The 23,661-nt window shown below is 43.5% G+C and carries 19 protein-coding genes; 10 read left to right on the top strand and 9 right to left on the bottom strand.

The features are described from left to right. The first annotated feature begins 7 nt into the window (after positions 1–7). Together ffh and CLV31_RS07140 are read left to right on the top strand one after the other, a co-directional pair. A complete protein-coding gene (ffh, locus tag CLV31_RS07145; protein WP_111392193.1) occupies positions 8–1,348 on the top strand; it encodes a signal recognition particle protein in 1,341 nt (446 codons plus the stop codon). A gap of 141 nt (positions 1,349–1,489) precedes the next feature. Then, positions 1,490–2,617, top strand: a complete 1,128-nt coding sequence (locus tag CLV31_RS07140) for a 6-bladed beta-propeller (protein ID WP_111392192.1) — start codon at positions 1,490–1,492, stop codon at positions 2,615–2,617. A 171-nt stretch (positions 2,618–2,788) separates the two neighbouring features. Here the strand turns inward: CLV31_RS07140 and CLV31_RS07135 are convergent, their stop codons facing one another. The 3 genes from CLV31_RS07135 to CLV31_RS07125 form a co-directional block, all read right to left on the bottom strand. Next, positions 2,789–3,265 carry a nucleoside deaminase gene (locus CLV31_RS07135; RefSeq protein ID WP_111392191.1) on the bottom strand — a complete coding sequence of 159 codons (477 nt, stop codon included), beginning with the start codon at positions 3,263–3,265 and terminating at the stop codon, positions 2,789–2,791. Positions 3,266–3,833: 568 nt separating this feature from the next. Continuing rightward, positions 3,834–4,580 (bottom strand): LytR/AlgR family response regulator transcription factor, encoded by a 747-nt coding sequence (locus CLV31_RS07130; protein ID WP_111392190.1) that lies wholly within the window; start codon positions 4,578–4,580, stop codon positions 3,834–3,836. Then, positions 4,577–5,659, bottom strand: a complete 1,083-nt coding sequence (locus tag CLV31_RS07125) for a sensor histidine kinase (protein WP_245943343.1) — start codon at positions 5,657–5,659, stop codon at positions 4,577–4,579. Before CLV31_RS07125 ends, CLV31_RS07130 begins: the two co-directional genes overlap by 4 nt. A 259-nt stretch (positions 5,660–5,918) precedes the next feature. Between CLV31_RS07125 and CLV31_RS07120 the strand changes: the two genes are divergently transcribed. Next, positions 5,919–8,450 (top strand): outer membrane beta-barrel family protein, encoded by a 2,532-nt coding sequence (locus tag CLV31_RS07120; protein ID WP_111392189.1) that lies wholly within the window; start codon positions 5,919–5,921, stop codon positions 8,448–8,450. Positions 8,451–8,793: 343 nt separating this feature from the next. Here CLV31_RS07120 and CLV31_RS07115 read toward each other — a convergent pair whose 3' ends face one another. The 3 genes from CLV31_RS07115 to CLV31_RS07105 form a co-directional block, all read right to left on the bottom strand. Further along, positions 8,794–9,774, bottom strand: coding sequence for a pyruvate dehydrogenase complex E1 component subunit beta (locus CLV31_RS07115; RefSeq protein ID WP_111392188.1), 981 nt, complete (start codon positions 9,772–9,774; stop codon positions 8,794–8,796). An 86-nt stretch (positions 9,775–9,860) separates the two neighbouring features. After that, a complete protein-coding gene (locus tag CLV31_RS07110; RefSeq protein ID WP_111392187.1) occupies positions 9,861–11,231 on the bottom strand; it encodes an NAD-dependent succinate-semialdehyde dehydrogenase in 1,371 nt (456 codons plus the stop codon). Next, positions 11,228–11,623 (bottom strand): rhodanese-like domain-containing protein, encoded by a 396-nt coding sequence (locus tag CLV31_RS07105; protein ID WP_111392186.1) that lies wholly within the window; start codon positions 11,621–11,623, stop codon positions 11,228–11,230. The genes CLV31_RS07110 and CLV31_RS07105 overlap by 4 nt, the downstream gene beginning before the upstream one ends. A gap of 67 nt (positions 11,624–11,690) precedes the next feature. On the opposite strand from CLV31_RS07105, the gene CLV31_RS07100 reads away from it, so the two are divergent. Continuing rightward, positions 11,691–12,197, top strand: coding sequence for a metallophosphoesterase family protein (locus CLV31_RS07100; RefSeq protein ID WP_111392185.1), 507 nt, complete (start codon positions 11,691–11,693; stop codon positions 12,195–12,197). A 60-nt stretch (positions 12,198–12,257) separates the two neighbouring features. Here CLV31_RS07100 and CLV31_RS21810 read toward each other — a convergent pair whose 3' ends face one another. Continuing rightward, complete coding sequence (locus tag CLV31_RS21810; RefSeq protein WP_181452588.1) at positions 12,258–12,401, bottom strand: hypothetical protein; 144 nt, start codon at positions 12,399–12,401, stop codon at positions 12,258–12,260. A gap of 165 nt (positions 12,402–12,566) precedes the next feature. On the opposite strand from CLV31_RS21810, the gene hisS reads away from it, so the two are divergent. Further along, positions 12,567–13,928: a histidine--tRNA ligase gene (hisS, locus tag CLV31_RS07095; RefSeq protein ID WP_111392184.1), complete on the top strand. Its 1,362-nt coding sequence runs from the start codon at positions 12,567–12,569 to the stop codon at positions 13,926–13,928. On the opposite strand, the gene CLV31_RS07090 is transcribed toward hisS, so the two are convergent. Next, a complete protein-coding gene (locus CLV31_RS07090) occupies positions 13,925–14,206 on the bottom strand; it encodes a hypothetical protein (RefSeq protein WP_111392183.1) in 282 nt (93 codons plus the stop codon). The genes hisS and CLV31_RS07090 overlap by 4 nt on opposite strands. A 200-nt stretch (positions 14,207–14,406) precedes the next feature. Between CLV31_RS07090 and CLV31_RS07085 the strand changes: the two genes are divergently transcribed. After that, the gene (locus tag CLV31_RS07085; RefSeq protein WP_111392182.1) at positions 14,407–14,742 is read left to right on the top strand and encodes a YbaB/EbfC family nucleoid-associated protein; all 336 of its coding nucleotides are present in this window, start codon (positions 14,407–14,409) and stop codon (positions 14,740–14,742) included. A gap of 242 nt (positions 14,743–14,984) precedes the next feature. Then, entirely contained in the window at positions 14,985–15,986 is a 1,002-nt protein-coding gene (locus CLV31_RS07080; protein WP_111392181.1) for a glycosyltransferase family 2 protein, read from the top strand. Here the strand turns inward: CLV31_RS07080 and CLV31_RS07075 are convergent. After that, positions 15,983–16,201, bottom strand: coding sequence for a PspC family transcriptional regulator (locus CLV31_RS07075; protein ID WP_111392180.1), 219 nt, complete (start codon positions 16,199–16,201; stop codon positions 15,983–15,985). The genes CLV31_RS07080 and CLV31_RS07075 overlap by 4 nt on opposite strands. A gap of 44 nt (positions 16,202–16,245) precedes the next feature. Here CLV31_RS07075 and CLV31_RS07070 point away from each other — a divergent pair, with 44 nt between their 5' ends. From CLV31_RS07070 to CLV31_RS07060, 3 genes are all read left to right on the top strand, one after another. Beyond that, entirely contained in the window at positions 16,246–18,045 is a 1,800-nt protein-coding gene (locus CLV31_RS07070; protein WP_146250877.1) for an OmpA family protein, read from the top strand. A 477-nt stretch (positions 18,046–18,522) separates the two neighbouring features. Continuing rightward, positions 18,523–21,804: a SusC/RagA family TonB-linked outer membrane protein gene (locus tag CLV31_RS07065; protein ID WP_111392178.1), complete on the top strand. Its 3,282-nt coding sequence runs from the start codon at positions 18,523–18,525 to the stop codon at positions 21,802–21,804. Positions 21,805–21,856: 52 nt separating this feature from the next. Next, on the top strand, positions 21,857–23,587 hold the full coding sequence (locus CLV31_RS07060; protein WP_111392177.1) for a RagB/SusD family nutrient uptake outer membrane protein: 1,731 nt from the start codon (positions 21,857–21,859) through the stop codon (positions 23,585–23,587). Positions 23,588–23,661: the final 74 nt, after the last annotated feature.

Below are 23,661 nucleotides of genomic sequence, written 5' to 3'. Positions count from 1 at the left end.
AAGCAGCATGTTTGATAATTTAAGTTTGAAGCTGGACCGGGCTTTCAAAACCCTGAAAGGAACCGGAAAAATCACCGAAATCAACGTCGCATCTACCGTAAAGGAGATCAGAAGAGCCCTGATCGATGCCGACGTCAACTATAAAGTAGCCAAGGAAGTCACCGACAAGATCAAAGACGAGGCCATGGGCCGGGACGTCTTGATCTCTGTTTCCCCGGGTCAACTCCTGGTAAAAATCACCCAAGAGGAGCTGACCAAACTCATGGGCGGTTCCAAAGTCGACATCAAACTCAGTGGCGATCCTTCCGTGATTCTAATCTCGGGTTTGCAGGGTTCGGGTAAGACGACTTTTACCGGAAAGCTCGGTAGCTTTTTGAAAAGACAGGGCAGACAGGTGCTATTGGTAGCCTGTGATATCTACCGACCTGCGGCGATTGATCAGCTGAAAGTGCTCGGGGAGCAGATTGGTGTGGAGGTTTATGCCGAGCCGGAAAATAAAAACGCGCTTCAGATCGCCAACAATGCGATAGCCTATGCGAAGAAGACCGGCAAAAAGACCGTTGTAGTCGATACTGCGGGTCGTTTGGCGGTGGATGAGCAGATGATGAAGGAGATTGAGGAGTTGAAAAAAGCACTCAATCCTTCAGAGACACTTTTCGTCGTAGACTCGATGACAGGTCAGGATGCGGTGAATACGGCTAAGACCTTTGACGAGCGATTGGATTTTGACGGAGTGGTCCTGACCAAATTGGACGGTGATACGCGTGGTGGTGCGGCAATTTCGATCCGTCACGTAGTCAACAAGCCGATCAAATTCATCTCCACGGGTGAAAAGATGGAAAACCTGGACGTCTTCCATCCCGATCGTATGGCACAGCGAATCCTCGGCATGGGTGACGTAATCTCCCTCGTGGAGCGTGCCCAGCAGTCTTTTGATGAGGACGAAGCGAAGCGGATCAATGCCAAAATCCGTCAAAACAATTTCAACTTTGACGATTTCCTTTCCCAGCTCGAGCAGGTGAAAAAGATGGGTAACATCAAGGACCTGATCGGGATGATTCCTGGAATGGGTAAGGCGATGAAAGGCTTGGATATCGATGACGATTCCTTCAAGCCGATCGAAGCGATTATCCGCAGCATGACCCCTAAAGAGCGTCAGAATCCGGACATCATCGATGGCCGCCGAAGAAAGCGCATCGCCGACGGTTCGGGCAGGACGATCACCGAAGTCAACAACCTCATGAAGCAGTTTGACGACATGCGCAAGCTGATGAAACAGATGAACAAGATGGGTGGCGCCAAGCAGGCTTTGGGCCGTATGGTGCCTCCGGGAATGGGAAGAAGGTAAGTCGATTTTCGATTTTGGATTTTCGATTTCGGATTTAAAGGGCCCAGTCAGAAATGACTGGGTTGTTTTTTTGCCATAAATTGTACATTTTGAGAAGTCTTTAGGTGATGGTTTTTGGCAAGAAATTATTTTAGATCGTAAATGAGAAACTTAGTCTTTTTTGTCCTCCTTTTTTCTTTGGGATGCAAATCAATCGACCCAAGCATAAAGGCCAATACGATAACAGTTTTGCCCAAATCTCAAACAATCAGATTTGAAGATGTCTTTTCAAAGGCAAAGCCCTTGAATCTTTCCGGAGAAGAATTACCATTGGCAGTCTACAGAGTCATCCCATATGAAGAAGGTTACTTAATCTTGGATGGCAAAAGACAGCAGGTTGGATTGGTAAGTTCCAAAGGAGTTTTTAAGCCTGTAATTCATTCGCTGGGAGAAGGTCCGGGTGAGTATCTGGAAATCTGGGACTTCAAGGTAAACCCTGAAAGCAATGAGATTTTTATTTTGGATAGGAAATCAAGGAAGATGATCGTGTATTCCGAATCTTTTGCCTTTTCGAGGGAGATTCCAATTAAAAAAGAAGTTGCGTTTACGTTGCTTTCCTTTTCGTTTTTAAATGGGAATGAAATACTTTTTCAAACTAGTGGGAGCTCGGGGTATAAGTTTTTAACCTATGATATTTTATCTAATGAATTTGAATTTAAAGTCCCAATTGAAAAAGAGTTTGAGGGTCTTGGATTTGGGAATGATCGATCCATGTCTGTTTTGAACGAGCAGATTTCTGTGGTTTACCCTCTTGGTAATAAAATAGAACGATATGACAGATTTTTAACCAGAAAAGAGGATTTATTTGTTGATTTTCAGGGGTTTTCGATTACCGAGTCGGAGTTAAAACAAATTGCAAACGATCAAAATCGAATGTTTGATTTGATCCAGAATGACGAGAATAAAAAGGTTCATTCCTTCCTTTTGGAGGAAACAACTAAACACTATGTTTTATCGTACTTTTTGGGTTCATTTCGGAATGGGGATTTTTTGAAATCCATTATTGAAAAAAGCACAGGGGAAACCAAGACCTTCCGTATCGTAAAAATCGGAGATGTGGAGGTAGATCTTTTTCTTATTGGAAAGGGGCGAGGAGATGAATTGATTTTCACTATAAACCAAGAAAAACTGGAGCGGATGTCGGATTCTCAAATCCAGGCCCTGTCTAAAAAACTTAAAACCCCAATAGATCAAAATTCGCCTTTGTTGCTTTTTTGCACGCTGAAGTAAGACTATTTTGCTGTGGGTTCCTGTCTAAAAAAACCAGTCAGAAATAGCTGGGGTTTCTCTATTATCATCGAAGCAGTCAAAGTGTAAGGCTTTTGGCAGGACTCCTTTGGCATTTTAGCTTTCTGACTTCTGACTTTTTTATCCACTCCCCAACTTCCTAATTCCCCAACTTCAATACAGCGTCTTATCCCCCTTTTCTTTCCACAGCTCGAAAGCTTTTAAACTTTCATCCCGCATCATAGCAATCATCGGAATCTGCCGCTTTTCAGGAGTGATTTCAATTTCCTGATAGATAAACTCATCGTCAAATCCCGCATCAGCAGCGTCCTCTTTGGTGCAGGCGTAGAAGACTTTGGCAGGTCTTGCCCAAAAAATTGCTCCCAAACACATGGGGCAAGGTTCGCAAGAGGTGTAGACTTCGCAGCCTTCAAGTTGGAAGTTATTCAGGTTTTTACAGGCCTCACGGATGGCTACAACTTCGGCGTGGGCAGTGGGATCGTTGGTTTTTAGGACCATGTTGGAGCCTTGACCGATGATCGCTTCGTCTTTGACGATCACGCAGCCAAAAGGTCCACCATTTCCCGCTTCCATTCCATTTTTTGCCAATTCGATGGCTTGGCGCATGAAGTTTTTCTGAGTATCTGTCATCGTCAAAGTAAGTGATAAGCTCTTGTTTTTGATTATAAATCGTGGATTTTGCGATATATGATTATCCGCTTTCCCGCCTGTCCGAAGTTCAAAGCAATATAAAATTTGTAATTCCTATGAAATGGCTCTAAAGGAGCCAAACAATTCATGACCCTGTACGAAGTGCAGGGAAAAAAGGCCTTGATTGTCCTTGAGCCCTGGAAGGGTGAAACATCAAAGTTCCGCCCTTTCAGGGCTTCCCTTTACAGTTTTTTACTTTAACCCCCGGCTACACCGGGGGTCATTAATTGTTTAAATCCTTCGGATCTTGATCAAACTAAAATATATCTCCTTTCCAAATGCATGGTTTAAATTCTATGAATGGTGTGATTGCGGATATACATTTTGCGATATTTCGACAAAGCTCAATACAAGTTTAAGAATTACGATTTACGACATTAAAACGAACTCAGCCCCACTTTTTCGAAGGAAAAATTTACCAAGAATAATAAAAGTGAAGGAAGGTTGTCTTGTGTCTAGGGTCTTGTATCTAATCTCTTATCTCCCAATCTCCTATTCTCTCCATCTCCTAACTTATCCACCGACTCAAAAACTCCAAAAACTGATCTTTGTAGTTGTCTCCCACGGCGATTTGCTGGTTGCCGATTTGGATCACGTTTTTGGTTACGGAGTCAATATGGTCGAGCGCCACGATAAAGGAGCGATGTACCCGCATAAATTTGTCCGAAGGAAGCAATTCCTCCATGTTTTTCATGCTGGTCAAAGACAAAACCGGATTGGGTTTGGATTTCAAGTGAACCTTTACATAATCCTTATATGCTTCCACGTGGGTGATATCCCGCAGCATCACTTTGACGAGTTGGTATTCGACTTTTAGGAAAATATATTCCGGCTGGGTGCTGGATTCGAGTGCCGGTTTGGTGCTTTCCTGATTGAGAATCCGGTCAAAGTACTGGTAGGCTTTGGTGGCTGCATTGAGAAAATCCTCATAGCTATAGGGCTTGAGCAGGTAATCGAGTGCGTCCACCTTGTATCCTTCGATGGCAAATTGATGGTAGGCCGTGCAGAAGATGATTCGGGTTTTATCCGAGTTCTTTTTTCCGTCTAGGATTCTTGCCAATTCCATCCCTGAGAGATCAGGCATTTGGATGTCCATAAAGACCAGCTGGACTTCATTTTGATTGATAAACCCCAAGGCCTCGATGGCATTGGAGAATTTGCCGACCAAATCTAAAAAGGCGGTTTGCTGAATAAATTTGGTCAACAATTCGAGCGCGAGGGGCTCATCATCGATGGCTACGCATTTGATTTTCATGCCAGATTTATCGTAAGATTTACCCAATACTGGTCATTGGCTTCGTCTTTACCAAATTTAAGCCGGTGTTTTTCAGGATAGAGCAAGCTCAACCTACGTTGGGTATTGACCAATCCGATCCCGTTTTCTTTGGCTTCGGGACTATCCGGATTGATAGGGAAGATGTGATTTCTGGTTTCAAAGAAGACCGTTTCTCCCATGATTTCCATCTTGATTTTGATCTCGCTGTCTTTTTGGGAGCTGATCCCGTGCTTGAAACAATTTTCCAGAAAAGGCAAAAACAGCATCGGAGCAATGACCAAATCTTCTTTGGGCTCATCGATTTGAATGTCCAGTTTGACCCTGCTGGAAAGCCTCATTTTCATCAGTTCGATATAGTCTTCGATAAACCGCACCTCTTTGCTTAGCAGGGTTTCATTTTTCTGATTTTCATACAGGACATAGCGCATCATTCTGGAGAGTTTGAGCAAGGCCTCCTGAGCTTTGCTTACATCCAGATTGGTAAGGGCGTAGATGTTATTGAGTGTATTGAAGAAAAAGTGGGGATTGATTTGGGCTTTTAAATAGGATAGTTCGGTGTTGATGCGCTGCCGATCAAGTTCTCTCCGGATGGCTTCGTCCTTTTGCCACTTTTGGACCAAAGAGACCGAGGTACTCAAGCCGATGGAAATCAGGTAAAGGAGCAATTGAAATACATCCCCCGGAAGCCAACGCTTTTTGGGATTGAAGGGCCGGTCTGGATTGAATACCTGGTGCATTTTTTCACTGTAAAGGGAAAACTGCTCGAAGTAAATGATGAGACCATAGAACAAGAGTGCTCCCACCACAATGATCAACAAGTACAGGTAGTTTTTTCCTCGTAGTAGAATTTTGGGTACAATGATTCCTGAATTGGAATAAAAAATCAGGATCAAAAGGGAAACAAGAAAGATCTGTTTCCACCAAAACTGAACAGGTAAGGAAACCTCTCCCATTCTCCAGGAAAGAGGAGAAAGAATCAATAATACCACGCAGAGCATGATCCATCCCAGGATATGCACGAGGATAGAAAGATTTTTTTTGGGGGTGAGTGAAAGCATACGCTTGATATTCAATCTCCAAACTAAGGCATTTTCCCTTTTCCTCTCAAATCTAATCTACCAATAGATGGATTATACCCACCAAAGGGGGGAATTACTCCATCAAGAGGGATAACGGACATCTTGCTGGATTTGTCTTCATTTTGGGGGTATTTGTCGATGAATGCCTAGGGCTGGTCTATTACATTTTTTATGCGGAAACTATGCCCACAACTTTGGGGTATCAATTAGGCGAGTGCCCTTATTTGAAAACGAAACCATGAAAAAATTACTCAATCTAGCATTACTTCTGATATTGATTGCCTCCGGCCAGTTGATGGCACAGCAAGCCTCAGACAAAAAAGAACCTGCCCGAATCATCGGGATAGCCAAAGACCTCAAAACCGGTGAACCGGTAGGATATGCTACTGCTGCGCTCTATAAGACCGGTAGTGAGGTGTCTACTGCCGGTGCTGTGGCAGATGGGAACGGTGCCTTTTACATTACAGGATTTTCGACTGGTACTTATGAATTGCATGTGACTTTCCTGGGATATGAGACTGTGAAAAGAACAGTCAATATCAATTCCTTGGATAGTGATATCAATTTGGGAGAGATTGCCATGTCTGACGAAGGAGTGGCGCTTCAGGAGGTGACAGTTCAGGGACAAAGAGAATTGATTGAGGAGCGAGTAGATCGTACGATCTATAAAGCAGAAAACGATAAAACTACCGCAGGTGGTGATGCTACAGATGTATTGAGAAGAGTACCTATGCTCTCCGTGGATTTGGATGGAAATGTGTCGATGAGAGGAAGTGCCAATATTTTGGTTTTGATAGACAACAGACCCTCTGCCATCGCGGCATCTTCCATTGCGGATGCTTTGAGACAAATACCTGCTGATGAAATCAAAGCAGTGGAAGTAATCACTTCTCCTTCAGCGCGATTTGATGCGGAAGGAACTTCAGGTGTGATCAATATCGTGACCAAGAAAAACAACCTTCAGGGAATGACTTTGAATATCAATTCAGGTGCAGGTCTGAGAGGTTCCAATCTGGGCCTTCAGGGAAGTGCCCGAAAAGGTAAAATGGGTTTTACGCTGGGTGGATTTGGCAGAGCGGGATACAACATCCTGGGAAGTTTTGAAAATCAGCAGATCACCAATAATCCCAATGGAAGCATATCTAAGTCCGTTCAATCCGCGGATACTGAGCGAAGAGATGTGTTTGGCCGATACAACTTCGGAGTAGACTACGAGATCGATAAATTCAATTTCATTACAGGCGCAGTCAATTTTGGAATTCGAAATTCCAGAAACTGGCAATATGATTTTTTGACCCAGAATTTCCTTGATGATGTGCTGAGAAGCAGCCAAAACAGGGAAACCAATACCTTGGATAATTCCAACTCGGTGGACGTCAGTCTAAACTATACCAAAACTTATGAAAAGAGAGGGAAAGAGTTGAGCTTTCTGACCCTTTACTCCCGAAATAACCGGGAAAACTCCTTTACCAATACTTTGTTTGATGAAGATGTAGAGGATATTTTGTCCCGCTTGAGAAACGACAACCCCAGCCGAAATGAAGAGTTTACGGTTCAGGTGGATTATGTGACTCCGATGGATGAGAAGGGTACTCAAATCATTGAATACGGCGCCAAGAATATTTTAAGAAAGGCTTATTCTGACTTCTCCTACTTTTTGGCAGAAGGACCTACAGGAGAATATCAGCAATTGGAAGATCCTACCTTGAGCAATGAGTTTAGCTATGATCAAAATGTAACGGCAGGTTACCTTTCCTACACCTTGCAGTTTTTGAAAAACTATACCCTGAAGCCGGGATTGAGATATGAGTACACGACCATCAATGCCGATTTTAAAAATGAGTTTGTGGCTGAAATCCCATCCTATGGAACCTTGGTTCCCAGCTTCAATGCAAGTCGAAGATTGGCCAATGGAAATATGATCAAAGCGGCTTATAACCGTCGAATCCAGCGTCCTTCTTTGAGATTCCTGAATCCAAACTTGGAGGCGGCAAACCCACAACAGCTTTCTCAGGGAAATCCTGAATTGGATCCTGAGTTGACAGACAATTACGAATTGGGATACAGTACATTCATCAAAGGGACTACCTTGAATTTTACCGGATTCTATCGGAATACCACCGGGTCAATACAGCCCATCCGTACGATTCAGGACAATGGTGTGATCTTTACCACATTTGAAAATATCGGTCGTGAGCAGGCTATAGGAACCAATTTGTTCTTCAATGTGAACATCAACAACAAGCTTTCATTGAACGGTGGAATGGATCTTTATTATTCCATGCTGGACAATGGCTTGACCAATCCACAATTTGCAGCTCAAAATGAAGGTTTTGTGGTCAGTGGAAGAATGTTTGGTAACTACACGCTTCCTAAAGATTGGCAGGTTCAGGTATTCTCTTTTGCAAGAGGCCGTCAGGTACAGCTTCAGGGAACTTCGGGAGGTTTTGCTGCCTATGGATTGAATTTCAATAAGCAGTTGAAAGAGAAAAGAGGTTCGGTTGGTTTTGGAGCCGAAAACTTCCTGATGAAAGAATTTGTGATCCGAAACGAAATCATCACGCCAACCATTCTTCAAAACAGCACCAACCGAATTCAGAATATGAATTTCAAGGTCAACTTCACCTACAGAATAGGAAAAATGAGTATGGATCAAAAGCCGAGAAGAAGAAGATCGATCAACAACGATGATCTGAAAGACGGTGAAGGCGGTGGAGGCCAAATGGAAAATCAACAAGGTGGAGGGGCAGCTCCTATGAGAAACCGATAAGATTCGGTTGCCTCAAACTTGAGCCCATCCATTGAAAAAATCAGATAGATAGATTGGGTAACAAAAATCCCGGGTTTTTTAAATCCGGGCTTTTTGTTACCATAATGATAGCGTTTGAAATTGGTTTTTCACTGCGGAATAGATTCTTACCGGCCAAAGTTAAAAATACAAAAAACACAGGCGGATCAATTAAACTTTAGCCTGTCAAACCAGTCAAAAGGAAAATTTAGGGGTTATTTATATCGGAAAAGCCCGACTTTTGGTCGGGCTTTTTTTATTTCATTGTCTCATCCTGAAATAAGTTGACACTATCTCGGCTTATTATGGAATTAAAGAGACTGAATCAGGATTTATACATCACTTTATTGATAGCCTCTACGGTACGCTTCACATTTGGAATGGTCACATCAATGTAGGACGGCGCATAGCTCAATGGAATATCCATGGAATTGACCCGGATTACCGGTGCATCCAGATAATCAAAAGCATGCCGCTGGAAGTGGTAAGCTAGCTCTGAAGAAATAGCTGCCACCGGATTTGCTTCTTCCACCACAACAACCCGGTTGGTTTTCTTCACAGATTCCACGCAGGTCGCATAGTCGATGGGACGAACAGTTCTCAAATCGATTACCTCGCACTCCACACCTTGCTTAGCCATTTCTTCTGCTGCCTCAAGTGCTACTTTCATCATTTTCCCAAAAGAAATCACGGTGACATCAGCACCTTTACGCTTCACATCAGCTACGCCGATAGGCAACAGGTATTCCCCTTCTGGCACGGGTCCTTTATCCGAATACATCAGTTCGGATTCCATGAAGATCACCGGGTCTGGGTCGCGGATAGCTGCTTTAAGCAGGCCCTTTGCATCGTAGGGATTGGAGGGAACGATTACTTTCAATCCTGGAGTATTGGCAAACCAATTCTCAAAGTTGGAAGAGTGAGTAGCACCTAGTTGACCGGCATTGCCTGTAGGACCTCTGAAAACGATCGGAACAGAATACGCGCCACCGGACATGGCATACATCTTGGCAGCGGAGTTGATGATTTGATCTATAGCCACCAATGAGAAATTGAAAGTCATGAATTCAATGATGGGTTTCAACCCGTTCATTGCCGCGCCTACTCCCAAGCCTGCAAAACCCAGTTCTGCAATTGGAGTGTCATAAATGCGGTCTGGACCGAATTCATCCAACATTCCTTGGGATACCTTGTAAGCACCGTTGTATTCGGCCACTTCCTCACCCATCAAAAAGACGTTTTTATCTCGTCTCATTTCCTCGGACATGGCCTCTCTCAAGGCTTCCCGAAATTGTATTTCTCTCATTGCTTAACGACAAAATTTTGGCTCGTAAAAATAGAAAGGAATCGGGCATTTGCAAAGATTACCCGGTTCTTTGTCCCAGGTGGTGTTTAACCTAGGTAGACGGTTTTCTGATTGACAAACTCCAGGATTCCCTGTCGGCTCAATTCTCTTCCATACCCCGATTTTTTGACTCCTCCGAAAGGCAGCCAAGGGTGGGATGCCACCATCGCGTTGAGAAATACTGCGCCGCTTTCAATTTTTGAGGCAAGCAGTTCTCCTCGTTCAAGATCTTTGGTCCAGAGAGATGCACCCAACCCAAATTCGGTGGAATTCGCGATTTGGATAGCTTCTTCTGCCGATTTTACCTTGAAAATTGTAGCAACAGGCCCAAACAACTCCTCCGAAAAAGCGGGGGAATCCTTGGGAATGTCCGTTAAAATGGTCGGTGAAAACGCTGCAGATTCCTTGATCGGAGCACTTCCTCCCAAAATTAATTTCGCGCCCAGGTCGACTGATTTTTTTACCTGCACGTAGAGCTCTTGGGCCAAATCAGGTCTTGCCATGCAGGCAAAATCGGATGATTCGTCCAAAGGATTCCCCTGTTTCAGTCCTTTTATTTTTTGGATAAAAACTTCTAAAAACTCTTCATAAACGGATTCTTCTACGATAAACCGCTTGGCAGCTATACAACTTTGTCCAAAATTGATCATTCGGGCCTTGGCTGCAGTCTCAGCCGCCAGTTCAATGTCTGCATCTTTCAATACGACAAATGGATCACTACCTCCAAGCTCCAAGAGGGATTTTTTGATATGCTTTCCGGCTGTAGAAGCCACGGCTGCTCCGGCTTTTTCACTGCCTGTCAGCGAGACAGCCTTGATTCTCGAATCTTCCAAAAGACTTAGCGTTGCTTTGGAATCCATTAAAAAACTTTGAAATACACCGGGTGGAAATCCGGCTTCTTCAAATACGGACTGAATTGCCAAAGCGCACTGAGGAACGTTGGAGGCATGTTTGAGAATTCCGACATTGCCTGCCATGAGCGTAGGAGCTGCAAATCGGAAGACCTGCCAAAAAGGAAAGTTCCAAGGCATTACAGCTAAAATGACCCCCAAAGGCTGGAAGATAACTTTTGCTTTTTTTCCATCAGGCAGGGAAATCAGCTCGGGAGTCAGGAAATCCGCAGATTTCTCTGCGTAAAAATCACAAGCCCAAGCGCATTTTTCGACTTCTGCTCTGGATTCCTTGATGACTTTTCCCATTTCCAAAGAAATAATTTGGGCAAATTCTTCTTTTCTTTCCCGAAGTACCCGTGCAGCGGATTTCAACAAAGTGGATTTGTCCTTTAAGGGGAAATTCTTCCAAGATTGAAATACCTTTTGAGCTAGTGCGGTCCTTTCTTCAATTTCTTCCGGCCCGGTGGGTAAAAATTCTTTGAGGATCTCCCCATTCCAAGGATTGATCGATTGGATTAAACTCATTTTTCGGTTGGTTTTCCTGCGGCATTCCAGGCTGTAATTCCGCCTTCGAGCATATAAACGTGTTTGAAGCCGGATTTTTGCATCAGATCTGCGGCACGTCTGGTCCGGCTGCCGGAGCGGCAATAGAGCAGGTATGTTTTCTTTTTGTCCAAGGTTTGGATCTCGTTGGCGAAATTGTCTCCCAGAAAATTGATGTTAACAGAACCGGCCAGGTGCCCTTCGGCCACCTCTTCGGGAGTTCTTACATCCAGGACCATGGCTTTTTTCTTTTGAGCCATTTTTTCAAACTGGGCTATGGTAATTACCTGAATGGAGTCTTTTTCAACAGTTTGGGCGAAGGCGCTCATGCTGAACAGTAATAAGGCGAGCAGGAACGGGAATTTGATTTTCATAAGATGTTTGGAAATTGGTTGAAGTACCGCCTAATTGAACCGAAAATTTACAAGGTTTCGTTTCAAAATGCCCCAAAAGATTGGATTGATTTCGGATTCTCACAGCTACATGGATCACACAGTGCTCAAATACCTTCAAGAAGTGGATGAAATTTGGCATGCAGGAGATATTGGAGATTTGAGCGTAATGGAGGCTTTGCCCGGCGGGAAAGTGATCCGGGGCGTATTTGGAAATATTGACGATCAGGCTGTGCAGGATAAATTTCCGGAATGGTTGGAGTTTGAAGTGGAGGGGGTCAAGGTCTTGATGACCCATATCGGTGGCAAGCCGCCCCGATATGCAAAAGGAGTGAAGGATCGGATCAAAAAATTCAAACCTCAGGTATTCATCTGCGGACATTCTCATATCTGCAAGGTCGAGTTTGATCAAGAGTCAAACTGTCTCTACATGAATCCCGGTGCAATCGGTCAGCAGGGATTTCATCCTATGAGAACCATGCTGATGTTTGATCTGGAGTTGGGGAAGATCCAAAATTTAAGAGTAATCGAATTGGGAAGGAGAGGTCTGGTCTAGTGAAAAGACAAAAAAAATAGCGGCTGTTGGGCCGCTATTTTCAGGTAATGATACCTCAGATTATTTTGCGAAAGAAGCTTTGATTGCTTCCACATCTACATTTTTGATCACAGGCTTAGCGCTCAACTGCTTGATTTTGATCACGCGCTCAGTTTGACCTTGTCTTTTTCTTTTCAGCTTTCTTTTAAGAGTAGTTACGCCCATGGCCTTATATGTTTAAAGTTTTTAAATTCGAAACGAGTCGCAAAAGTAAGTAAACAATTCTTTTTCGCCTACTAATCTTTCGATTTTATTCTGGTTCTATTCCAGTCGGGATCCCATGGTTTTGGGATTTTTGGATAAATTTGGCCTCTGATTGATTAATTCCCCATGCAAAAACCAAGTCTTCCCAAGGGAACCCGAGATTTTGGCCCGATTCAGATGGCCCGAAGAAATTTTATCCTCGATACCATCAAGGATACGTTCCAGTTGTTTGGATATCAGCAGATCGAGACTCCGGCTATGGAAAATCTGAGTACCCTGACCGGAAAGTACGGAGATGAAGGAGATCAGCTTTTATTCAAAATCTTAAACAGCGGAGACTTTTTAAAAGACGTTACTTTCGCGGATTTGGAAAAAGGTTCAGGAGGGGTTTTGACAAAAGTGGCCGAAAAGGGGCTTCGCTACGATCTCACCGTCCCCTTTGCCCGGTATGTGGTCATGAACCGAAATGAGCTGGTTTTTCCTTTCAAAAGATATCAGATACAGCCCGTATGGAGAGCCGATAGGCCTCAAAAAGGCCGTTACAGAGAGTTTTATCAATGTGATGCCGATGTCGTGGGGACCGACAGCTTGGTGTGTGAGGCGGAAATAGTTCTGATGATCAGAAGAGTATTTGTCAGACTTGGTCTCGCTGATTACGGGATCAAAATCAACAACCGAAAGATTCTGACAGGAATAGCCGAAGCAATCGGAGAAGCCGGAAAAGAGGGGCCGCTTTGTGTGGCCATCGATAAGTTGGATAAGATCGGCTGGGAAAAAGTGCAGGAGGAGTTGATTCAGCGTGGTTTTGGGCTGCAGTCGATTCAAAAACTTTCTCCTTTGGTCAGTTTGGAAAGTGATTTGAAGGGAAAGGTTGAATTTTTGAAAACCTTTCTGAAGGATTCTCCTACGGGGCTCAAAGGAGTGGAAGAGTTGGAGGAAGTCTTTGGCATCCTCGAAAAGATGGGTGAAAACCTCGATCACGTGGATTTCGACATCATGCTTGCCCGAGGATTGTCCTATTACACCGGGGCGATTTTTGAAGTGAAGGTGTATGGGGTATCCATCGGTTCAGTGAGTGGGGGAGGTCGATATGATAACCTGACAGGGGTTTTCGGCCTTCCGGGGGTTTCTGGTGTAGGTTTTTCTTTTGGGGTGGATCGATTGTACGATGTCCTGGAGGAGCTGCAGCTCTTCCCTTCCGATAGCCTCAATGGTACCAGGCTGCTGTTGGCTTATTTTGATTCAAAAGGATTCGAGTATGCGCTTTCCATCTTGAATCATTTTAGAAAAGCTGGGATAAAAGTGGAGATCTATCCGGATCAAGCAAAAATCAAAAAGCAGTTTGAGTTTGCGACCAAAAAAGAAATCCCCTTTGTGGGGATTTGTGGAGATGATGAAATTGCTACAGGTACGATTTCGATCAAAAACTTGATCACCGGAATTCAGGAGAATTTGAGTTTGGAAGCGGCCGTTTCCAAATTGTCCTAATTCACTTCAAGAATTGCATTGATTGGGATATATACCCCACCTTTAAGGGAGATAAAATCAGATCCAACGGCCCAAACAGTGGTATTCACCTGATATACTTGTTCGTCGGCTGTTTCGAAGATTATCTTTACCTTGGTTTGTAGTAGGTTTCCCAAGGTCTGGGATCGATAGAGATCAGCCAGTCTCTTTTTTCGGTCTTCGGGATTATTCAAGACTTCCTTCTTTCCGAAATTTAACTGTGAAATCTGCTCTTTTTCGATTAGGGTTATTGTTTTCACGGGTAATTTGGTTTGGTTAGTTTTTTATACAGAATAAGCTTACAAAAAGTTACCTAAAATATTTCAATGTTTTTGATAAATGGACTTTTTGAAAAATCAAAAGATTTTAATTCTGCTTTCATCGAAATAATGTTCTGTCAATGAGGGGAAATTACAATGTAAATACTGATATATTTGAAAGATAAAAACCGGTTGAAAAGATGTTTGATATAATGGGAATGATGGGCAAAGTGAAAGAAGCCCAGGCGAAAATTAAGGAAGTGCAGGCGAGGTTGGTTCATTTATCAGCCGAAGGAGAGTCGGGGGCCGGTTTGGTGAAAGTTTTGGTAAATGGGGAGCGAAAAGTTTTGAAAATTCAATTGGATGATACCCTGATCACCCCTCAAGACAAAGAAATGCTGACCGACTTGATCGTGGCTGCCACCAACAAAGCCATGGAAGCTATCGAGCTAAAGATCAAAGCAGAAATGAAGTCTGCCACAGAAGGCATGATCCCAAATATCCCGGGGATGGATATTGGCAACCTTTTTGGCTAAAACTGTCTTCAAAAGAAAATGATTGTCATCCTGAGGCTTTATTTCTGGTTCCGAATTGATTGAATCCATCGCTTCAGAGCGTTTCTTCGTTCAATTCCGAATATTGCGGTACGGATTTTTGGGTTCCCTCAAACTAAAAAAATGAGGGGAGAAGATTCTTGACAAATTCTCTTTTGAGAACTGGAAGTACTTCACTGAATTCGGCACAGTACATCTTTCTCCCTACTAGACTCTGACCATACTTGAAAACCTGCGCCATAGTTATCCTGAATTATAATGGGGAAGAAGTGCTAAAGACTTTTCTTCCTTCGGTGGTGCAATTCAGTACCCATGATATTTGGGTTATTGACAATGCAAGTACAGACGGGTCTTTGGTTTTTTTGGAACAAACTTTTCCCCAGATATCCCTGATCCGACTCCAGGCCAACTTCGGCTATGCCGGAGGCTACAATTGGGGCCTTGAATCGATCAAAGGAGAGTACGAATTCCTGATTCTGCTTAATTCCGATGTGGAGGTGACCTCTGGATGGGATGCGGGATTAGTTGGGTTTTTGGAAGGCAATCCAGATTATGCGGCTGTTCAGCCCAAAATCTTATCCTGGAAAGAAAGAGGAGTATTTGATTATGCAGGCGCGGGAGGAGGATTTCTGGATGCCTTGGGGTACCCCTATTGTCGGGGTAGGTTGTGGAATCATCTGGAAAAGGACCTGGGTCAGTATGATGATACCATTGTGGTAGATTGGGCTTCAGGTGCCTGTTTGGCCATTCGTGGAAAGGACTTTTTCGCCATGGAGGGATTTGACGCCCATTTTTTTGCTCACATGGAGGAGATAGACCTGTGTTGGAGGTTAAGAAAGGCGGGTAGAAAAATAGGGTACTTGGGTGCTGTTCCGGTTTTTCATCAGGGAGGAGCCACCTTGGATCGTGCCAGTCCCCAAAAACTTTATCTGAATATCCGGAATAGTCTCAGTATGCTCTATAAAAATGAACCGGGGTATCGGTTCATGTGGATTTTTATGGCCAAAGGATTTTTAGAAGCCCTGGGCGCTTTGGGATTTTTATTAAGCGGAAAAAGAGAAAATGCTCAAGCGATAATGAAAGGATATGCTGATTTTTGGAGAAGAAAATCCTTGATTCAAAAACAAAAAAAAGAACCCGTCCGGGAGATTCCCAGATCAGGTCCAGTGAATTTTCTTTTGGGGAACGTATGGCTCTTGGGGGTACGTAGGTTTTCAGACCTTTAATCAAAAAGGACGGGATTGTTCATTTTTCGGAAATATTTTCGAATTTTCATCATCATAGCCATCGAGACATACACGATCACAGGGGATCCAAGCGTAATAAAAGACGTGTAAATGAAGAATAATCGGATACTGTCTATGGGAAAGTTGAGCTTTTCGCCAAGTCGAGAACATACTCCAAAAGCCCTTTCTTCAAAAAACAGCTTAAGTTTTTCCATGGTTTGTGGTGGTTAAGGTGAATCAAAATTATAAAAAAAACAGCTTGAAATCTACAATCGCTTTGAAAGCCAGAATGTTTTGGTGGATCGTTATTTCTTTATTTTTTACTCAAACGGGAAATTCGCAGCAGGTAGCGTCCACTTCAGATTATAGGTTTTTGAAAGAAGTAAGTCTCTTGCCTTCGAAACTCAAACTTGAGGGAGACAGTATTAAGTTTTCATTAAAAGGCTCCATCCCGGTAGAGTCCGTCCTAATTCCACGAAATCCGAGATTGAACCTGATTTTCAAAGCGACAAGTTCCGGGATTGATTTGGGGGAAATTTCGTTGACCAAAACTGTTTCAAGCCTTACCTACGAAAAGAAGTTTTCTTTGAAATACGAAAGTTGGATGGAAGGCGCTACGCTGGAGTTGAATTTTTTCCAGGGGAATAAAAAGACTGATGTTCCTTTTGAATCCAGAAATCTGGCAAAAGGAGTTATAGCCCCCCAACTCATGGTGAGACTGGGAGAGGTATATCCTGATGAGGCTATTCCTCAGGTGGGATTATATATTTTGACCGGGGAGAAAGACAGCGAAATGGAGCAGAGGGAGGAGTTTTCTTTCCTATTCAATGTAGGGACGGCCACTTTGAAACCAGGAACTGAAAACGCTGCTGTATTGAAAAGAATCGAAGAATTTTTAAAAAGGAATCCCAACGTGGTGGATGTGAAAATCACCGGAATCCAATCCCCGGAAAGCGCTGAAGAAAAAAATAGCCAATTAGGATCTAACCGAGCCAAATCTATAGGGCAGAATTTGATATCAAGATTCCCGGAAATTTCGGAATCAAAGATCACCTATGAATCACGATGGAAGACTTGGTTCGACTTCAGGATCTTGCTAGGGGAATATCGGGGAATCAGTACCCAACGGAAGGATGAGCTATATGCGGTCTTATTGAATGATGAACCCTATCCGGCGCAAAGTGCGCGATTGAAAAAAGTCCCCGGTTTTTCTCAGGCCTCTTCGGATTTGTTCCCAAAGCTCCGGTCCGTAAAAGTGGAGATTACCTCGCGTCCCTTGGTAGGATTGGATATGGAACAGACGATTAAGTTGCGTGAAGCTTTATCCAAACCGGAAATGGGGAATACACTGTCCTTTGGAGAATGGGCTTTGGCGGCAGAGGCCTCTCAAAGTTTGGAAGAAAAGGCCTTGATTTACTCCAAGATGACCGAGCTGTTTCGTTCGCCTTTACCTTATAATAACATGGCTGTGGTACGAATGCGTCAAGCTCAGCGGACCTTGGATCAAGGATCAAAGGAAGTGCTATGGGAAGAGGCGGAGCGATTGTTAGAGCAAGCCTTTAGAATAGCGTCCAATCCTTACGCTCTTCACAATCAGGGGCAAATCCTGGCACTGAAAGGGGAACATTGGGAGGCCTACAAAAAGCTTTCAGAGGCATCGGGAATGACCAAAAAAGAGGAATTTATCAAATCGAATGAGTTGCTTAGGGGAGCATTGGATATTTTGAGAGGGGATTATAAACTGGCTACTTTACGATTTGACTTTAAGATCACCGACCCAAAGGATTTGTTTAATAAGGGCTTGGCTTATTACATGGTGGGAGATTATGCCATGGCTACTGTTGCATTTGAGGAATCGGTGATTCAGGGGCGTTCCTTTGGATATGGATATTATGGACTGGCCATGATAGCAATGCAAACCGGGCAAGGGGAAATTGCAGCGATCCATTTGAAAAATGCAATTGACGCCAACAAAAAACTTAAAGAAAAAGCGTACTTGGATCCGGTTTTTGAAGAGTTGAGTAAGTTGCCTTATTTTTTTGATAGTTTTTCAAATTAAGATCGATCTACTAGGGTATTTGTCAATGAATGCGCTAAAAAATTTCCTTTTTGGAAATTCAACGATTAGAATTATTCTAAAAACAAGTAAGACTGCCTAATTATCGAAGGTAGAAAAAGTGGATTAGCACTTTTGTAGGTATAAAATCAAAAAAAATCAGAATATTATTTAAAGGATAAAATTTGATTTTTCTTTGAGAATATTTAACATTGGCAGTTAAGAAATAACAATTAAACCCAAAATTCGAGCCTATGACCAAATTTACTTAATTCATTCCTACTCTCACCTAGCATCGACCGATGCATCCAAACCTATCGGTTATTTAATTCGCAGGTCAACAGACCAAGGTATAGTCGCAATAGAGGTTCTGATTATCAAGAATATAGCTATTGCAATTATTTTAAGAATAATCGCAAACGATTGCATAATCAATTAACAAACAAGTTTTTGAGATTAATCTTGTTACCCAATCTATCTATGTATATGAAAAATGTTTACAAAATTCTAAGTGTGTGCCTTACGCTCTTAGTCCTATCGGTCTCGGCTGCCTATGCGCAGAAAACGGTGACAGGTACGGTTCTGGATGAGTACGGTATGGGCCTTCCAGGTGTATCAGTCCTGGTCAAAGGGACCACCACCGGTACTGCCACTGACATCGACGGGAAATTCTCCCTCAATGTCCCAAATGACCAAGCTACGTTGGTCTTCTCCTTTATCGGTTATTCCACCATTGAACAATTGGTCGGCTCCAGAAGCGTGATCGATGTATCGATGAAGCCGGATGAAAGAACGCTTACTGAATTGGTCGTAACCGGTTACTCGATCGACTCTAGAAGAGAGACCACCGGTGCGATCGCGACGGTCAATCCAAAGGATTTGACTGTGATTCCTACCGGTAACGTAGAGCAGACCCTTCAAGGTCGTGTTTCAGGTGTTACCGTAATTACCAATGGTCAGCCAGGTACTTCCTCTATCATTCGTGTTCGAGGTTTTGGTGCCTTCGGTGGTAACGAGCCATTGTACATCGTGGACGGTGTGCCTGTAGGATCTACCGATTTCTTGAACCCTGACGATATCGAATCCACTACCGTATTGAAAGATGCGGCTGCAGCTTCTATCTATGGTGCCCGTGCGGCAAACGGTGTAATCGTATATACCACCAAGCGTGGTGCCCGTGACAAAAAGTTGCGTGTAGATTACAACGGGATGTACGGTGTCACTACTCCAGGTGTAGGTTTGGATATGACCAACCCACAAGAATATGCAGAATTGACTTGGCTTGCTGAAAGAAATACCGCGGCTTTACAAAACCGTGCCCCAGCTTATGGTCATCCTCAGTTTGGTACAGGAGCATCGCCGGTAATGCCCTATTACTTGAGTGTAATAACCAGAAACCCCCAAACGGGTGCCTTTGGTGTAGCATCTGGTCAGCCCGGTCCATTGACTCAGGCACAAATTGATCAGCAACGAGAATGGTATAATGTGGATCCGACCAAAGGGACTGTCCGTCAATTGACGAGAGCAATGACCGGTGAAGGAACAGATTGGTATGAGGCTTTGACAAGAAATGCACCCCTTCATCGCCACTCAATTGGATTCAATGGAGGTTCAGCAGCATCTAGATTCTATATCGGTCTGGGAATGCAGGAGCAAGCTGGGATCATGATCGGTAACCAATTCAGAAGATATTCCTTGCGGGCAAACTCTGAATTTGATGTGAGTAAAAGAATCAGAATTGGTCAAAATTTCCAAGCAACCTACAGACAAGTTCTTGGTCAGCAAGGTGGAGCTGGAGGTCGAGGAGTATCGGATGATGAAAATGACATCCTTCAGGCGTTCCGTATGCCTTCTATCATTCCGGTTTATGATGAATTTGGCGGATATGCGGGTACAGCTTCAAGAGGCTTTAATAATCCAAGAAACCCCGTTGCCAGCCGTGAAGGTCAGCTAAATAACAGGAACTTTAATGCCAATGCATTCGGAAATGTGTACGGAGAATGGGATATCATTGATAACCTGACTTTCAGAACGTCAGCAGGTGGGCAGTATAATAACTTCTACTTCTGGGATTATTCAAGACTTCAGTATGAAAACTCTGAAAATAACTCTGCCTTTGGTTATGGTGAAGGTGCTGGATTCAGTTTTGCTTGGACATTTACAAATACTGTAAATTATAAGAAGAAATTTGGTAAGCATGACATCAATTTCTTGGGTGGTCAGGAGGCCTTGAACTCTGGTGCAGGCAGAAACATCAATGCCGTGGGTCAGAATCCATTCTCTCAGGATCCTAACTTCATTACCATCACAAACCTTCCCGTATCAACTCGTCAAGTCAACTCAAGTTTGTTCAAAGGAGTGAATTTTAATTCCTACTTCGGACAAGTGAAATATACTTACAACGACAAGTATATCGTCAGTGCGGTTGTTCGTAGAGATGGTTCGTCCCGTTTTGGTGAAAATTCACGATATGGGGTATTCCCGGCATTCTCTGCGGCATGGAGAATTTCTTCCGAATCCTTCCTGCAAGGCCAAACTTGGATTGATGATTTGAAAATCCGTGGGGGTTATGGTGAAATGGGTAACTCCAACAACGTAGATCCATTGAACCAGTATTCGTTGTTTGCCGGTAATATCGGTGCTTCTTCTTACGATATCACCGGTTCCAACTCAGGTGCGGTGATCGGTTTCAGAAGATCCCGTATCGGTAACCCGAATGCCCGTTGGGAAACTGCGGTAACTCAAAACGTGGGTTTTGACGGTACCTTCTTCAACGGTAAGTTGGATGTGATCTTTGACTGGTGGAGAAAGGATACCAAAGATTTGTTGTTCACCGTTCCAATTCCATTGACTGCCGGATCAAATGCTGCTGCACCTGCGGTAAATATTGGTGAAATGTTGAACAGAGGCTTGGACCTTTTGGTAACAACCAGAGGTAACTTTACTTCAGATTTGACTTATGAATTGACTGTAACCGGTTCGACTTTAAAGAACGAGATCGTTTCTCTTGCACCGGGATTGAGCTTCATTACTTCTGTTAACCCTTCTTATCGAGGAATTCAACCTATCCGAAATGCTGTGGGGCAACCACTTTCTTCCTTCTTTGGTTTTAAAACCTTAGGATTGTTTAGAGATGCTGAGGATGTGAGATCCCACGCCGTACAAGATGGCGCTGCCCCAGGTCGATTCAAGTTTGCCGACACCAATGGTGATGGTAGAATTACTCCAGAGGATCGCGTGTTCTTGGGTAATCCGGTACCCGATTTCACTGGAGGTATGAACTTTACCTTAGGCTACAAAGGATTTGATCTTTCTGCCTATGTATATGCCTCAATTGGTAACGAGATTTGGAACCAGTCTCGATGGTTTACGGATTTCTTCCAGACCTTCGAAGGGGCTGCAATTTCAAGAAGATTGTACGATGCATGGACTCCACAGAATTTGGATGCTAAAATTCCTGTAGTAGAAAGAGTTTCAAACTTCTCAACTTCAAACGTGGCTAATTCATTTTATGTAGAGGACGGTTCTTATTTGAGACTTCAAAACTTGACCTTGGGTTATTCTGCACCTGCGAGCGTATTGCAGAAGTTGAAAATGGAAAGAGCGAGAGTGTTTGCTTCGGTTAACAACTTGTTTACTTTGACCAAGTATGAAGGCCTGGATCCAGCTGTCGGTGGTGATGCCGACTTGACATTCGGTATCGATGTAGGTAACTACCCTGTTACCAGAGGTTGGACTTTTGGTCTGAATTTGAGCTTTTAAGCCAAACAACATAATTTGAATCGAGTTATAGACACTATAATAGATTAAACAAATGAACAATTTTAAATTAAAAATCGGTGCCCTACTAGCATCCACGGCGATGATGGTAGCAGTGAGTTGTAGCGATGAATTCCTGGAAATTCCGCCGGTTGGTCAGTTGTCAGAAAATCAGCTTTCTTCTTTAGCTGGTTTGGATGCATCTTTGATCGCTGCGTATTCTCAGGTAAATGGTCGCGGTAACAGATTAGGGTCTCCTTCCAACTGGGTTTGGGGGAGTATCAGAGGGGGAGAGGCAAATAAAGGTACTGACCCCGGTGACTTCACAACCATCAATCCAATCCAGCGCTTTGAAAATGATGCTGCTGGTGGAGAAATGGGTTCAAAGTATAATGTTTGTTATGAAGGTATCGCCCGAGCTAACAACGTATTGAGACTTCTGACAAAAGCTCAAGCAGATGTTACTCCGAATGATAAGATTCGTCTATCTGCACAGGCAAGATTCCTCAGGGCGCACTTCTATTTCGAACTAGCCCGGGATTACAATAGAACTCCCTATGTGGATGAGACGGTAGATTATGGTAGCGGTCTGGAGGCGGTGAAAAATGACAAGGACCTATGGCCTTTCATTATTGCAGATTTGGACTTTGCTGTAAAAAATCTTCCCAATACCCAGCCTCAGGTAGGACGTGTGAATGTTTGGGCAGCCAAAGCTTACTTGGGTAAAGTGTACATGTACACCAAAGAGTTTGCTAAAGCAAAAGCTTTGTTTGATGATGTCATTGCCAATGGGGTGACTTCCAATGGACTGAAGTATGGATTGGTTCCTTACTATGATGACATGTTCCGTGGTAAGAATGATAACCATCAGGAATCTGTTTGGGCCTATCAGTCAGCTGCTAATACAGGTTCTGTACTAAACGCAAATCCAGAGTTTGACTTGAACTTTCCCTACAATACCGGTCCAGCTGGTCCAGGTAACTGCTGTGGATTCTTCCAGCCAAGCTTCAGTTTTGTCAATGCCTTCCGAACAAAAGACGGTCTTCCACTACTTGACAGAACTTACAACAGTGCTGCTAATGAAGTGAAGAATGATATGGGAATTGCTTCAGGCGCTGCCTTTACTCCGGATGCAGGCCCACTTGATCCTCGTTTGGACCATACGGTAGGCCGTAGAGGTATTCCTTATTTGGATTGGATGGATCATCCAGGTCAAGCTTGGATCCGAAATCAGCCAAATGGAGGACCTTATTCTCCTAAGAAGTACGTGTATGCTAAATCAGAAGCTGGAACCTTCCAAGATAACTCTTCTTGGACTCCGGGATATACCGGGATCAACTTCATGATTATCCGTTTTGCTGATGTACTTTTATTAGCTGCTGAAGCAGAAATCGAAGTAGGAAGCTTGGAGAAAGCCCGTGAATATGTAAACCGAGTACGTACCAGAGCAATCAATTCTCCAGTGAAGAGAGGCGATGGATCCAATGCCGCCAACTACCAAATCAAAACTTACGACACTCCATGGACTGTAAAAGCCACTGCCCAGGCTGCGGTAAGAATGGAACGTATGCTTGAGCTGGGTATGGAAGGTCACAGATTCTATGATCTTCAGCGTTGGGGTACTGCTCAGGCGGAATTGGATTACTATTTTGCTTATGATGGTGTAAAACTTTCTTCTGCATTAGGTGGAGCCAAGTATACTGATAAGTTCAAATGGGTTCCGATTCCTCAGGATCAGATTGACCTAGTGGGTAAGGATATTTTGATCCAAAACCCAGGTTTCTAATCATTCCTTGATTTATTTGAAAGAGAAGGTCGAAAGGCCTTCTCTTTTTGTTTTTGGGACTTTTTTAATTCCCT

The sequence above is a fragment of the Algoriphagus aquaeductus genome (assembly GCF_003253485.1).
In the GTDB taxonomy this organism is placed as follows: domain Bacteria; phylum Bacteroidota; class Bacteroidia; order Cytophagales; family Cyclobacteriaceae; genus Algoriphagus; species Algoriphagus aquaeductus.
The sequence above is the reverse complement of the archived record's forward strand: the minus strand, read 5'-3'. Positions and strand labels throughout refer to the sequence as shown.

Bases quoted from the DNA above. Each gene is read 5' to 3' on its own strand.
- ffh (WP_111392193.1), top strand. From the start codon at position 8: ATGTTTGATAATTTAAGTTTGAAGCTGGACCGGGCTTTCAAAACCCTG.
- CLV31_RS07140 (WP_111392192.1), top strand. From the start codon at position 1,490: ATGAGAAACTTAGTCTTTTTTGTCCTCCTTTTTTCTTTGGGATGCAAA.
- CLV31_RS07135 (WP_111392191.1), bottom strand. From the start codon at position 3,265: ATGACAGATACTCAGAAAAACTTCATGCGCCAAGCCATCGAATTGGCA.
- CLV31_RS07130 (WP_111392190.1), bottom strand. From the start codon at position 4,580: ATGAAAATCAAATGCGTAGCCATCGATGATGAGCCCCTCGCGCTCGAA.
- CLV31_RS07125 (WP_245943343.1), bottom strand. From the start codon at position 5,659: ATGCTTTCACTCACCCCCAAAAAAAATCTTTCTATCCTCGTGCATATC.
- CLV31_RS07120 (WP_111392189.1), top strand. From the start codon at position 5,919: ATGAAAAAATTACTCAATCTAGCATTACTTCTGATATTGATTGCCTCC.
- CLV31_RS07115 (WP_111392188.1), bottom strand. From the start codon at position 9,774: ATGAGAGAAATACAATTTCGGGAAGCCTTGAGAGAGGCCATGTCCGAG.
- CLV31_RS07110 (WP_111392187.1), bottom strand. From the start codon at position 11,231: ATGAGTTTAATCCAATCGATCAATCCTTGGAATGGGGAGATCCTCAAA.
- CLV31_RS07105 (WP_111392186.1), bottom strand. From the start codon at position 11,623: ATGAAAATCAAATTCCCGTTCCTGCTCGCCTTATTACTGTTCAGCATG.
- CLV31_RS07100 (WP_111392185.1), top strand. From the start codon at position 11,691: ATGCCCCAAAAGATTGGATTGATTTCGGATTCTCACAGCTACATGGAT.
- CLV31_RS21810 (WP_181452588.1), bottom strand. From the start codon at position 12,401: ATGGGCGTAACTACTCTTAAAAGAAAGCTGAAAAGAAAAAGACAAGGT.
- hisS (WP_111392184.1), top strand. From the start codon at position 12,567: ATGCAAAAACCAAGTCTTCCCAAGGGAACCCGAGATTTTGGCCCGATT.
- CLV31_RS07085 (WP_111392182.1), top strand. From the start codon at position 14,407: ATGTTTGATATAATGGGAATGATGGGCAAAGTGAAAGAAGCCCAGGCG.
- CLV31_RS07075 (WP_111392180.1), bottom strand. From the start codon at position 16,201: ATGGAAAAACTTAAGCTGTTTTTTGAAGAAAGGGCTTTTGGAGTATGT.
- CLV31_RS07065 (WP_111392178.1), top strand. From the start codon at position 18,523: ATGTATATGAAAAATGTTTACAAAATTCTAAGTGTGTGCCTTACGCTC.
- CLV31_RS07060 (WP_111392177.1), top strand. From the start codon at position 21,857: ATGAACAATTTTAAATTAAAAATCGGTGCCCTACTAGCATCCACGGCG.